Origin of the sequence: Streptomyces sp. NPDC000348 (assembly GCF_042898795.1) — a bacterium.
Taxonomy (GTDB): domain Bacteria; phylum Actinomycetota; class Actinomycetes; order Streptomycetales; family Streptomycetaceae; genus Streptomyces.
Genome location: NZ_JBIAZD010000002.1, coordinates 340868 through 354061, shown reverse-complemented (window position 1 = coordinate 354061; position 13194 = coordinate 340868). Strand labels below are relative to the sequence as shown.

9 protein-coding genes and 1 pseudogene are annotated in these 13194 nt (G+C 74.9%); 9 read left to right on the top strand and 1 reads right to left on the bottom strand.

Features of this window, described 5'->3' with window-relative positions; genetic code table 11:
• The first annotated feature begins 73 nt into the window (after positions 1-73).
• The 7 genes from ACFY3N_RS05465 (at position 74) to ACFY3N_RS05435 (ending at position 11374) form a co-directional block, all read left to right on the top strand.
• Positions 74-1501: a hypothetical protein gene (locus ACFY3N_RS05465; RefSeq protein WP_390815315.1), complete on the top strand. Its 1428-nt coding sequence runs from the start codon at positions 74-76 to the stop codon at positions 1499-1501.
• A 35-nt stretch (positions 1502-1536) separates the two neighbouring features.
• Complete coding sequence (locus tag ACFY3N_RS05460) at positions 1537-2580, top strand: glutamate ABC transporter substrate-binding protein (RefSeq protein WP_390815314.1); 1044 nt, start codon at positions 1537-1539, stop codon at positions 2578-2580.
• A gap of 43 nt (positions 2581-2623) precedes the next feature.
• Positions 2624-3937: a hypothetical protein gene (locus ACFY3N_RS05455; RefSeq protein WP_390815313.1), complete on the top strand. Its 1314-nt coding sequence runs from the start codon at positions 2624-2626 to the stop codon at positions 3935-3937.
• A gap of 22 nt (positions 3938-3959) precedes the next feature.
• Complete coding sequence (locus ACFY3N_RS05450; RefSeq protein WP_390815312.1) at positions 3960-6467, top strand: tetratricopeptide repeat protein; 2508 nt, start codon at positions 3960-3962, stop codon at positions 6465-6467.
• Positions 6468-6470: 3 nt separating this feature from the next.
• A complete protein-coding gene (locus ACFY3N_RS05445; protein WP_390815311.1) occupies positions 6471-8105 on the top strand; it encodes a PP2C family serine/threonine-protein phosphatase in 1635 nt (544 codons plus the stop codon).
• Positions 8106-8217: 112 nt separating this feature from the next.
• Complete coding sequence (locus ACFY3N_RS05440; protein WP_390815310.1) at positions 8218-9567, top strand: VWA domain-containing protein; 1350 nt, start codon at positions 8218-8220, stop codon at positions 9565-9567.
• An 82-nt stretch (positions 9568-9649) separates the two neighbouring features.
• Positions 9650-11374, top strand: coding sequence for an FHA domain-containing protein (locus tag ACFY3N_RS05435; protein WP_390815309.1), 1725 nt, complete (start codon positions 9650-9652; stop codon positions 11372-11374).
• Positions 11375-11383: 9 nt separating this feature from the next.
• Here the strand turns inward: ACFY3N_RS05435 and ACFY3N_RS05430 are convergent, their stop codons facing one another.
• On the bottom strand, positions 11384-12346 hold the full coding sequence (locus ACFY3N_RS05430) for a methyltransferase domain-containing protein (protein ID WP_390815308.1): 963 nt from the start codon (positions 12344-12346) through the stop codon (positions 11384-11386).
• A gap of 56 nt (positions 12347-12402) precedes the next feature.
• Between ACFY3N_RS05430 and ACFY3N_RS05425 the strand changes: the two genes are divergently transcribed.
• Together ACFY3N_RS05425 and ACFY3N_RS05420 are read left to right on the top strand one after the other, a co-directional pair.
• Positions 12403-12816: a globin gene (locus ACFY3N_RS05425; RefSeq protein WP_390815307.1), complete on the top strand. Its 414-nt coding sequence runs from the start codon at positions 12403-12405 to the stop codon at positions 12814-12816.
• 99 nt (positions 12817-12915) lie between these two features.
• Positions 12916-13185: pseudogene (locus ACFY3N_RS05420) on the top strand (ABC transporter ATP-binding protein); the annotation flags it as partial.
• Positions 13186-13194: the final 9 nt, after the last annotated feature.

Below are 13194 nucleotides of genomic sequence, written 5' to 3'. Positions count from 1 at the left end.
CGCGCCAAGGCCGGTGCACAGGGCGGCCCCGGCGGCGATACTTGCCGCCGGGGATGACCACGGGGGAGGTCACATGACACACATACCGCGCAGCACGGCGCCGCCCGGCACCACCACGCCCCCGCCCACGCTGCCGGCGGTACCGCCCCAGCCCACCCCCGCCCGCACCGCGCCCCCGCCGGAGGCCCGCCGCACCGCCTTCGCCGAGGGCGCCGACCGCCTCCGCAGGGCCGCCACCACCGAACCCGGCCGCCTCCGCATCATCGGCGCGGTCCTCGCCGCCCTCGTCGTCGCCTTCGGCGCGGTGACCGCCTGGCAGATGACCGGCCGGGCCGCGGCCGCCGACGACGTCCTCACCCGCAGCCAGCCCCTCAGCTCGGACGCCGCCGACATCTACCGCTCCCTCGCCGACGCCAACACCGCCGCCTCCAGCGGTTTCCTGGCCGGCGGTCAGGAGACCGCCGCCTCCCGGGACCGCTACGAGAACGACATCCGCACCGCCGCCGCGAAGCTCGTCAACGCCGCGGCCAACTCGGAACCCGACTCCCCCTCCGCCAAGACGATCACCGAACTCAACCGCCTGCTCCCCGAGTACAAGGGCCTGGTCGAACGCGCCCGCACCTACAACCGCCAGGGTTTCCCCGTGGGCGGCGCCTACCTGCGGTACGCGAACGAGAAGATGCAGAAGGAGATGCTCCCGGCGGCGGAGGACCTCTACACCGAGGAGAACCAGCGCCTGCGCGACGACTACGCGGACGCGACCCCCTACCCCTGGCCCGCCATGGCCCTCGGCGTCCTCGCCCTCGCCGCCCTCGCCTGGGCCATGCGCCGCACCTACCTGCACACCAACAGGGTCCTCAACCACGGCCTGGTGGCGGCGACGGCGGCGGCCGCGTTCGCCCTCCTGTGGCTGACGGCCGGTCACACCCTCGCCCGTTCGCACCTCGACGACTCCTACGACCACGGCGTCCGCTCGCTCGACGTGCTGCACGACGCCCGCATCGCCTCCCTGAGGGCGAGGGGCAACGAGAACCTGACGCTGGTGGCCCGCGGCGCCGAGACGACGAAGGTCGGCGACACGACGTTCGACGCCTACGACCACGACTTCGGCCGCGACATGGACGCCCTCGCCGAGGGCCTGGCCCGGGCGGAGCGCCTCGCGGACGACGACAGCGGCACCGAGCCGGTCTCCTCGGCGGTGGGCGCCATGACGGAGTGGAAGAAGCGCCACACGGCGGCCCGTGAGCAGGACGAGAACGGCAACTACCAGCAGGCGCTGGACATGGTGATCGGCGCGAAGGGCGCGACCGGCGAGTGCTTCGACGGCGTCGACAGGAACCTGGCCACGGCGCTCACGCACGAGGAACTCGAGTTCGAACGGGCGGCCGGCGCCGGCCGGGACGCGCTGACGGGCCTGCCGGCCGGCGCGGCCGTCCTCGCCGTACTGGGCGCGGCCGGCGCGGTGCTGGGCATCGGCCGCAGGCTGTCGGAGTACCGATGAACGGTCGCGTGGAAGAGCCGAAGGGGGCCATGACGATGATCGCACGACACCTGCGGGCCCGCCTGAAGGGCTGGGGCGGAGTGGGCGCGATGGCGACCGCCTGCGCCCTGGCACTGGTCTTCGCGCTGCTACTGACCTGCGCCGGCGCCCCGGCCGGCGCCCCCTCGGGGACCACCGGCCAGACCGTGTCCCACGCCGCGGGGGCCCGGGCGGACGAGGACTGCACGGCCCCGGAGAAGCAGACCCTCTCCCCCTCCGCCGCCGACGGCCCCACCATCGAGGCGATCAAGAACCGTCGGGGCGAGAAGCGCAAGCTGGTCGTGGGAGTCGACCAGAACAGCTATCGCTGGGGCTACCGCGACCCCAACAGCGGGGAGGGCGGCACCCTCGAGGGCTTCGACATCGATCTGGTGCACCGCATCGCCGAGGACATACTCGGCGACCGGGACGCGGTCCAGTTCAAGGCGATCCCGACCGACCAGCGCATCCCGGCGATCAAGGCGGGCCGGGTCGACATGGTCGTCCGCACGATGACGATCACCTGCGACCGCATCCGGGACGTGGCGTTCTCCGCGCCGTACTTCAAGACGGGCCAGCAGGTCCTGGCCCCGAAGTCCTCACCGGTCGAGGGGTACGACGGGACGCTCGCGGGCCAGGAGGTCTGCACGGCGGCGGGCTCGACCGCGTACGCGAAGCTGGCGGCGGACAAGGAGGCGGGCAGGCTGCCGGCCTCCACCGACATCCGCACCACCGTCCCCAACCAGCTGGACTGCCTGGTGCGGCTGCAGCTCGGCGAGGTCGACGCCGTGGTCACCGACGGCGCGCTCGCGGCCAGCCAGGCCGCGCAGGACCCGACGGTCCGGCTCAAGGGCGGGGCCTTCACGACCGAGTACTACGGCGTGGCGATGAAGAAGGACGCGGACGACCTGGTGCGCCGGGTCAACCGGATCCTGGTGGACTTCCGCGGGGACACCACGGACGGCTGGCAGGACTCCTACGCCAAGTGGCTCTCGGCCACGCTGGGCGACGACTCCTCCGAGTCGGAGCCCCCGGCCCCGGAGTACCTGCGCGCGAGCTGACCCCGACCCCAACCGTCAACAACCCCCCAGCGAGAGGTGATCGATGGCCGACACGGATCCCACCGGGCCGGTGATGGACCGGGACGAGGTGGACCGTGCGCTGGCGCGGCTCGGCGCGGAGCACGAGGCGATCGAGACCTCGCTCCTCGCCCTGCAGGACCACGCGGGCCGAAGACTCCTGGAGGGCGCGCGGCTCACCGGCGTCACCGCCGAGCGCTGGACGGCCACGGAGGCGTCGATCACGCTGCTGTGGACGTACTTCGACGCGTACACGGACGCGCTGCGCACGGCCCGGGAGATCCGGTCCCGCCGCCGCTGGTCCAGCCGTGAGGACCTGGTGGAGCTGACGGAGCTGCTGCGCGGCGACGCGGTGACGGTGGCGGGCGCGGCGACGGCCGACGCCGCCTCCGGGAAACTCAGCGAACGCCACTCGCTGGCCACCCTCGTCGACCGTATGAACGAGCTGTACGCGACCTCGCTGGACATGGTGGTCGCCGCCGACGCGGTGTGGTCGGCGCTGCCCGCCCGGATCGATCTGCTCGCCGCCGAGCTCCAGCGCACCGGCCGGCTCGCGCACTCGGTCGGCGTGCGCCCGGGCGAGCATCCGGCGGGCGACGACCTGGAGCGGATCACCCGTACGCTGACCCGGCTGCGCGAGCGGGTGGTGTCCGACCCGCTGGCGTACTGGAAGCGGGCGGAGGGGAGTTCGGCGCCCGGCGGCGGACGGCCCGACACCACGGTCTACGACCGTGAGGCGCGCGCGCTGGAGGACGTGCGCCGGGAGATCGACGCGGTGCTGACGGTCCGCCAGGACGCGGAGAAGCGCATCATCAGACTGCGGGACCTGCTGTCCCGTGCCGACCGCACGCTCGCCGAGGCCCGCACCGCGCGCGGCGAGGTGCTGGCGAAGATCGCCGCGACGGAGGTGCCGGTGGTCAGCGGACCGCCGACCGCGCTGCAGGAGCAGCTGTCGACGGCCGCGGAGTACCGCAGACACGCCCAGTGGCACCGCCTGTCCCCGCTCCTGGAGTCGCTGGAGCAGCAGGCGGAGGACGAACTGCTGCGCGCCCGCGAGTCGTTGACCGCGGTGACGGCGCCGCTGGCGGTCCGCGCCGAGCTGCGCGGGCGGCTGGACGCGTACAGGGCGAAGGTGGCCCGGCACGGCCTGGCGGAGGACCCCGTCCTGGTGGAGCGGTACGAGAAGGCGCGCCGCATGCTGTGGAGCGCGCCCTGCGACCTGCGCGCCGCCGACCGGGCGGTGCTGCGCTACCAGCAGGCGGCCGCGGAAGTCCTCGGCACGGCGCCGCGGCTCCCGGGCCAGGGCGTGCCCGACGACCGGAGGGGGTCCGGCGCATGAGCGACGAGGGGGAGGCCGCGGCATGAGCGAACCGGAGAACCGGGCGGCCGGGACCGGGTGCCAGCGCCCCGCGTGCGGCGGCGCGTACGAGGACGTCGGCGGCGGCGAGCTGTACTGCGACACCTGCGGCCTGGCCCCGGTGGTGTCGCCGAGCGGCATGGTCGGCTCGGCCCCGACCGGCATCACGGCGGGCGGCCGCGGCTCGGGCGGCCCGGCGGGCGGCGGGCGCTCCGGCGGCCGCAGTTCCCGCACGTCGTCCCAGTCGTCGAAGTCCCGCCGTTCGGTCTCCGGACGGCTCTCCCGCACGTTGTCGGGCCGGGCCACGGGCCGTTCGCTGTCGGTGCGCAGTTCCGGCGCGGGCGCCGGTTCGTCCGGCCGGGGCCGCCTCGGTGCCGGGCTGGTCGAGGTGCCGCCGATCCCGCGCCCCGATCCGCGCGCGATGGTGCTGGACGGCCCCGAGGTGCCCGAGCGGAAGCGGTTCTGCTCGCGCTCGGACTGCGGGGCGCCGGTGGGCCGGGCCCGCAGCGGCCGGCCGGGGCGCACGGAGGGCTTCTGCACCAAGTGCGGCCACCCGTACTCGTTCGTCCCGAAGCTGCGGGGCGGCGACGTCGTGCACGGCCAGTACGAGGTGGCCGGCTGTCTGGCGCACGGCGGTCTGGGCTGGATCTACCTCGCCGTGGACCGGGCGGTCTCGGACCGCTGGGTGGTGCTGAAGGGCCTGCTGGACACGGGCGACCAGGACGCCATGGCGGCGGCGATCTCCGAGCGGCGCTTCCTCGCGGAGATCGAGCACGCCAACATCGTGCGGATCTACAACTTCGTGGAGCACCTCGACCAGCGCACCGGCTCCCTCGACGGCTACATCGTCATGGAGTACCTGGGCGGCAGGTCGCTGAAGGAGATCGCCAACGGCCGCCGCACACCGGAGGGCAGACGCGATCCGCTGCCGGTGGAGCAGGCCTGCGCCTACGGCATCGAGGCCCTCGAGGCGCTCGGCCACCTGCACAGCCGGAACCTGCTGTACTGCGACTTCAAGGTCGACAACGCGATCCAGACCGAGGACCAGCTGAAGCTGATCGACATGGGCGCGGTGCGCCGGATGGACGACGAGGAGTCGGCCATCTACGGCACGGTCGGCTACCAGGCGCCCGAGGTCGCCGACGTCGGGCCGTCGGTGGCGTCGGACCTGTACACGGTGGCCCGTACGCTCGCCGTCCTCACGTTCGACTTCCAGGGCTACACGAACGTCTACGCGGACTCGCTGCCCGACCCGGACACCATCGAGGTCTTCCGGCGGTACGAGTCCTTCTACCGCCTCCTGGTGCGCGCCACCGACCCGGACCCGGCCCGCCGGTTCGCCTCCGCGCAGGAGATGACCGAGCAGCTGACGGGCGTGCTGCGCGAGGTGGTCTCCCTGCAGTCGGGCCGTGCCCGCCCCGCGCTGTCCACGCTCTTCGGCCCGGAACTGCGCGTGACGGACACGGAGTTGTTCCCCGCGCTGAACGGGGACGTGTCCCGGCTGGGCTCCCGCCCGGGCCGCTCCCGCAAGGGGAGGCCGCACCCGCTCCCACCCGCCGGCGCCGCCCTGGTCGAGCCCGTCGACTGCGCCGCCGCCGCGCTCGCCCTGCCCGTGCCGCACGTGGACCCCTCGGACCCCAACGCCGGTTTCCTCGCGGGCCTGCTGACGTCCGCGCCCGGTGAGCTGATCAACGCGCTCGCCGCCGCGCCCGCCCCCTCGACGGAGACCCGGCTGCGCGGGATCCGCGCCCGGCTGGAGACCGGCGAGTGGTCCACCGCGCTGGCGGCGCTGGCCGCACTGGAGGAGCGGGACCCCGACGACTGGCGGGTGGTCTGGTACCGGGGGGTGGCCGCGCTCGTCACCGGCGACCACGAGGGCGCCGCGCTCGCCTTCGACGCGGTCTACGACGCGTTCCCCGGAGAGAGCGCGCCGAAGCTGGCGCTCGGCGTGTGCGCGGAGGTGCTGGGCCAGCTGGACAACGCCGCCGAGTACTACCGCCTGGTGTGGTCGACCGACCCGAGCCATGTGAGCGCCGCGTTCGGGCTGGCCCGGGTGCAGTTGGCGGCCGGGGACCGCGGCGGCGCCGTACGGACGCTGCTGTCGGTGCCGGAGTCCTCCATCCACTACACGGCCGCGCGGGTGGCGTCCGTCCGGGCGCGGCTGCGCGGGCGTGCGGCCGCCGCCGGTGACGTACCGTTCCTGGACGACCTGACCGCCGCCGCCGGGCAGGTCGAGGCCCTGGAGGCGTACGGTCTGGACCCGGCGCGGCGCGAGTCGTTGTCGGCCGAAGTCCTCGGCTGCGGGCTGGACTGGGTACTCTCCGGGGGCCGGGGTTCCGTCCCTCCCGCCGCCGGGGGGCGGACGCTGCTCGGCAGCGGCCTGGACGAGCGGGGCCTCCGTTTCGGCCTGGAGCGTTCGTACCGCACGCTGGCCCGGCTGGCGCGCAGCGGCGAGGAGAGGATCGACCTGGTGGAACGTGCCAATCGTTACCGCCCCCGGACATGGGTGTAGTTGATGTCGCAGATGCCTCAGCAGGCCGCTCTGTCGAAGTGCCCGAGCTGCGAGGAACCCCTCGAGTCGGGTGACCGTTTCTGTGGTGCGTGCGGATACGACCTGTCCGTGGTCCCCGCACGGCCGCGGGACGAGCCGACGATCGCCATGAACGGCGCGGTGCCGTCGCAGGCCCCGGCGGAGCGTGACCGGCCCCGGCCGCCTTCGGCCCCGCCCGCCGCCCCGGCCTGGCCCGCGCCGGACGGCCCCGCCGCCCCGCCGGTCCACCACCCGGCCGACCTGCCCGGCACGCACGCGGACGGCTCCCCCCTGCCCGACGCTTCGGCCGGCCGCGGAACACCGGCCCAGGACACCCCGGCATCCCCGCCCGGCACCCAAGTTCCCCCGCCCCCGGCCGAGATGCCCCCCGCACCCCCGTCTCCGGCAGCCGCCGCCCACCTGCCGCCGCCCGCCCCTCAGGGCACCCCGGCACCGCCGCCCGACACCGCGGCGCCCCCGTCCGGGGCCGAAGGCACCCCCGTGTCACCGGCCTCGGCGCAGGGTGCCGTACCGCAGCCGCCGCCCTCGGCGTCCCCCGCGCCGTCGTCCGGGGTGCGCTTCGACCGGCGTGCGCAGCCGGAGTCGCCGGCCGCCGCCGTTCCGTCGCCCGCGCAGCCCGACGAGTACCCGCTCCAGGCGCCGGACCCGCGGGTGGCGGCGGAGCGGGGGACGGCCACCGGTGGCGCCGCGGTGTGCGTGGCCTGCCGTGCGGGCCGGGTCGACGACGACGGCTACTGCGAGAACTGCGGCCACGCCCAGCCGCGCGAACGGGACCACATGGAACAGGAACGCGGCCCCGTGGCCGCGGTCAGCGACCGCGGCCTGCGCCACCACCGCAACGAGGACGCCTTCGCCGTGAGCACCACGGCGCTGCCCGACGGCTCCCCCGCCTCGGTGGCGATCGTCTGCGACGGCGTCTCCTCCGCGACCCGCCCCGACGAGGCGTCACTCGCCGCCTCCCGTGCGGCGAACGAGTCCCTGCTCGCGGCCCTGCCGCGCGGCACGCACCCGCAGCAGGCGATGCACGACGCGATCGTCGCCGCCGCCGAGGCGGTCAACGCGCTGGCCGACGAGCCCGCGGCGGCCCGTGAGCACGCCCCGCACCAGAACGCCCCGGCGTGCACGATCGTCGGTGCCGTGGTGACGGCCGGTCTGCTGGTCGTCGGCTGGGTCGGCGACAGCCGCGTCTACTGGGTGCCGGTCGACCGCTCCGCCCCGGCGGCCCGGCTCACCGAGGACGACTCGTGGGCCGCGCAGATGGTCGCCGCGGGCCTGATGGGCGAGGCCGAGGCGTACGCCGACCAGCGCGCGCACGCGATCACCGGCTGGCTCGGCGCCGACGCGTACGAACTGGAGCCGCACACCGCGTCGTTCAAGCCGGACCGGCCCGGTGTGGTCGTGGTCTGCACGGACGGCCTGTGGAACTACGCGGAGTCGGCCGACGAGATGGCCCGGGTCGTGCCCGTGGACGCGGCCGTACGACCGCTGCACGGTGCCCGGGTCCTCGTCGGTCACGCCCTCGACGGCGGGGGCCACGACAACGTAACAGTGGCCCTCGTGCCGTTCCCGGCCGTCCCGCAGGGGGCAGGATCGGCCTGAGGGGCCGCTCACGGGGAGCCTCTCGCGGGGAAGCCGACGGACCGGAGGGGACCGGTCCGTCATCCGTCGTCGCCCCGCGTCGCCGGGGCGTCCAAGGGGGAGCGAAACAGGCATGGCCAATTTCTCGAAATCGAACGTGCCGCAGTTCTCGGTGGACGTGTACCAGAACGAGTACCTGCCGGAGGGCGGCCGCGAGGTCAACGCCATCGTCACGGTGACCGCGACCGGCGGCGGCACCATCGGCAGCGCGGTGGCGGCGCCCCACCTCTACTCGCCCGGTGAGGGCCCGTCGGCGGCCGTGGTCCTCATGGTCGACTGCTCGGGCTCGATGGACTACCCGCCGACCAAGATGCGCAACGCCCGCGACGCGACGGCCGCCGCGATCGACGCCCTGCGCGACGGCGTGGACTTCGCGGTGATCGGCGGCACGCACGTGGCCAAGGAGGTGTATCCGGGCGACGGCGGTCTGGCGGTCGCCGACGCCGGCACCCGTGAGCAGGCCAAGCAGGCGCTGCGGAGGCTGAGCGCGGGCGGCGGCACGGCGATCGGCACCTGGCTGCGGCTGGCCGACCGGCTGCTGGCGTCGGCGGACGTGGCGATCCGGCACGGCATCCTGCTCACCGACGGCCGCAACGAGCACGAGTCGCCCGAGGACCTGAGGGCGGCCCTGGACGCCTGCGCCGGACGTTTCACCTGTGACGCCCGCGGCGTGGGCACCGACTGGGAAGTGAAAGAAGTCACAGCCATCGCCTCCGCCCTCCTCGGCACCGCCGACATCGTCGCCGACCCGGCCGGTCTCGCCGCCGACTTCACGCGGATGATGGAGACGGCGATGGGCAAGGAGGTCGCGGACGTCTCGCTGCGGCTGTGGACCCCGGTCGGCACGACGGTGAGGTTCGTCAAGCAGGTCGCGCCGACGGTCGAGGAGCTGACCGGCCGCCGCACGCAGGCGGGTCCGCGCGCCGGCGACTACCCGCTGGGCTCCTGGGGCGACGAGTCCCGCGACTACCACGTCTGCGTCGAGGTCCCGCCCGCGGGCATCGGGCAGGAGATGCTGGCGGCCCGGCTGTCGCTGGTGATTCCCCGGCCGTCCGACGGCGGCGTGCGCAACCTCGGGGCGCAGGGCCTGGTCCGGGCCGTGTGGACGGACGACATGACCGCCTCGACGTCGATCAACCCCCAGGTCGCCCACTACACCGGGCAGGCGGAACTGGCGGAAGTCATCCAAAAGGGTCTGGATCTCCGCAAGGAGGGGGATGTCGGCGGAGCCACGGCCAAACTGGGCCGGGCCGTGCAGCTCGCGAACGCGTCCGGCAACGCGGACACTGCGAAACTGCTTGCGAAGGTGGTGGACGTGGTCGACGCCGCGACAGGTACTGTGCGACTGAAGGCGAAGGTCGAGGAGGCCGACGAGATGACGCTCGAGACTCGGTCGACAAAGACTGTTCGTGTAAAGAAGTGATCCGTAAGTAGTCGAGCCCGACCCCTCGGGGTGGGAGAAACCGGCCGGAACCGGCCGGACAAGGAGAGGGGGAAGCGCCGACATGCCGACCTGCCCGAACGGACACCAGTCGGGTTCCGACGACTGGTGCGAGGTGTGCGGTCACCGCATGGCGGGTGCCGTGCCCCCACCTCCTCCCCCACCGCCCGCACCCGGCGGCGGCTACGGCTTCCCGCCGCCCGGCGGCCCGGCCGGCGGTCCCGGCGGCGGCCCTGGCGGCCCTGGTGGTTTCGGCGGCGGCCGGCCGCCGGAGCTGTGCCCGCAGTGCCGTACGCCGCGCGAGGGCGCGGCGCCGTTCTGCGAGGAGTGCCGGTGGAACTTCCTGACGAACACGGCGACCTCGTACACCCCGGCCGCCCCGCGTCCGTCGGCCCCCGGCCCGGGCGGGCCCTTCCAGCAGCCGCCCGGCGGGCCGTCGTACGGCGGTGACTCGTACGACTACCAGGGCTCGCGTCCCTCGCAGGTGAACCGCCCCGCCGAGCCGATCCCGCCGGGCCCGCCCGGCTTCGGCGGCGACCCCTCACGCCCCGTACCGCCCCCGCCCGGCCCGGGCGGATCCGGTGGCCCTGGCGGATCCGGCGGACCTGGCGGACCTGGCGGACCTGGCGGGGCCAACGGTCCCGGCGGACCCGGCGGCTCTGGTGGCCCCGGCGGCTTCGGCGGACCCGGCGGCCCGAACGGCCCCGGTGGACCGGGTGGTCCCGGCGGCCCGAACGGGCCTGGCGGTCCCGGCGGCTTCGGCGGGCCTGGCGGACCGGGAGGCCCCGGCGGGCCCAACGGTCCCGGCGGCTTCGGTGGGCCTGGCGGCCCGAACGGACCCGGCGGACCCGGCGGCTTCGGCGGACCCGGTGAGCCGGGCGGCCCCAGCGGTCCCGGCGGTTCTGATGGCCCCGGCGGCTTCGGCGGACCCGGCGGTCCGAACGATCCCGGCGGTCCCGGCGGTCCCGGCGGCTTCGGCAACCCTGGTGGGCCCAACAACGGCCCCGGCCGACCTGGTGGCCCCGGCGGCTTCGGCGGTCCGAACGGACCCGGCGGACCGGGAGGTCCCGGCGGTCCGAACGGACCCGGTGCCGCGCAGGCGTTCCGGGCCGGGCCGACGGCCCCGCCCGGATACCCGCAGGAGACCGGCCACCCCCAGCAGGGCGGGCAGCCCTTCGGCGGCGGTGACGACGACTGGGTGATCACCCCGCCGGCCGGTGGACCCGGCGGCCCGAACGGCCCCGGCCCCGGCCCCGGTCCCGGTCCCGGCGGTCCGAACGGACCCGGTGCGCGCGGCGGTTACGGCTACCCGCAGCCCGGTGCGACCCAGGCGCCGCCCGGACCCGGCGGCTTCCCGCAGCAGCCCCGTCCGCCGCAGGGCCCGGCCACCTGGACCGCGACCATCGGTCCGGACCGCGAGTACTTCATGGCGATGATGCAGCGCTCCGGCCCCGAGGCCGCGGGCCTGAACCTGCCCGCGTACTCGCCCGAGCAGCAGCGCACGCTCACCGGCAACCAGATCACCATCGGGCGCCGTCGCCACTCCACCGGCGACACCCCCGACATCGATCTGTCCACCCCGCCGGAGGACCCGGGCGTCTCCCACCAGCACGCGGTGCTGGTGCAGCAGCCGGACGGCACCTGGGCGGTCGTCGACCAGAACTCGACGAACGGCACGACGGTCAACGGTTCGGACGAGCCGATCCAGCCGTTCGTCCCGGTCCCGCTCCAGGACGGCGACCGGGTCCACGTGGGCGCCTGGACGACGATCACCATCCGCCGGGGCTGAGCCGCGGCCCTAGGCGGCGGGCACCGGCCAGACGTGCGGCCCCCCGGGGTCGTCCAGCCAGGCGCGGTCGCCCTCGGCGCCGGCCGTGAGGCCGTAGCGTTCGCGCTGCGGCCTGCCCTCGCGCTCCCAGAGGCGGTACGCCTCCCACGGGCCGAGGGCGCCGGCGGTCAGCGCCAGCAGGAACCGGAACAGATCGCTTCCCCGGGCCGTGGCCGGCAGCCCTTCCAGGTCGGGCCGCTCCTGCCACGACCGGCTCGCGCCGCGCAGCGGGACGAAGTAGGCGGGCGTGTGCAGGAAGCGCCCCTCGGCGTGCCCGGCGTCGCGCACGGTGAGCGCGACCAGGCCGGTGGCGAACGGGGCGAGGATCCGGCCGCCCGGGCGGCACTGGGCGAGCCAGGCGCGCGGGACGAACGGCACGGCGCAGGTCGCGATGATCCGGTCGAAGGGGGCGCGTGCGGGCACTCCGCGCGCGCCGTCACCGGTGACGACGACCGGGTGATGCCCGGCCGCGTCGAGGTGCCGGCGGGCCGACTCGGTGATGTCCGGGTCGAGGTCGACCGTGGTGACCAGGTCGTCGTCGCCGAGCCGGTGGGCGAGCAGGGCGGCGTTGTAGCCGCTGCCCGTGCCGATCTCCAGGACCTTCTGTCCGTCCCGGAGGTCCAGGCCGGCCAGCATCAGCGCCATGAGGGAGGGCTGGCTGCTGGAGGAGAGCAGCTCGCCGTCGCGCAGCCGGATCGCCAGCGGAGTGTCCTCGTACGCGCCGCGCAGCCACCGCTCGCGCGCCCCGGGGTCGGGGTCCTCGCCCCACCGGCGTTCGTAGCCGCCGACGACGCCCACGTGGTAGGACGGCACGAACAGGTGGCGCGGCACGGCGGCGAACGCCTCCCGCCACACCGGGTCGGCGTCGAACGCCCCGCTCGCACCGATCTCCCGCACGAGCGCGGCCCGCGCCTCACGGTCCTGTCCGCCCATGTCTCCACGGTAGGGCGGTCCTAGGCCCCGAGTCCTACGCCGTCGCGTCTGAGACCATGGACGGCGTGACAGAGATTCGGCGCGGCACGCTTCAGGAGCAGACCTTCTACGAGCAGGTCGGCGGGGAGGAGACCTTCCGCCGGCTCGTCCACCGTTTCTACGTGGGGGTGGCCGACGATCCACTGCTGCGGCCCATGTATCCCGAGGAGGACCTGGGCCCGGCCGAGGAGCGGCTCGTGCTGTTCCTCATGCAGTACTGGGGCGGTCCGACCACCTACAGCCAGAACCGCGGCCACCCGCGGCTGCGGATGCGCCACGTCCCGTTCAAGGTCGACCGGGCGGCGCACGACGCGTGGCTGAAGCACATGCGCGACGCCGTCGACGAACTGGGCCTGTCCGAGGAACACGAACAGACCCTGTGGAAGTACCTGACCTACGCGGCGGCGTCGATGATCAACTCCCCGGACTGAGAACCGCCCTTCCCCCGACAGTCCCTTCGGCGTTCGGGGAGCGGGGGTCCAGGGCCCCCTGGGAACGGACGGGAAGGAGCGGCGGGGCGGGGAAAACCCACCCACGACCGGGCGGTGGCGGACGAGGTCCGCCGCACGGTCGCCATCCGCGACGGCCGTACCTCCACCGAGGTGCTGCGCCGCAGCGAGGTCGACGCGGCCACCGGCCGCGAGACCGTGGTGGCCCGCGAGTACGCCATGCCGGCCCGCGCCGGACGCCTCCAGCCGCCCGCGGAGTACACGAAGGCGCTGCACATGCGCGACCGGGTCGCGCTGGAGCTGGAACCCGACCACATCGCCGTCCGCCCGGACGACGGCGAAGGACGGTGAGCGGCCGGT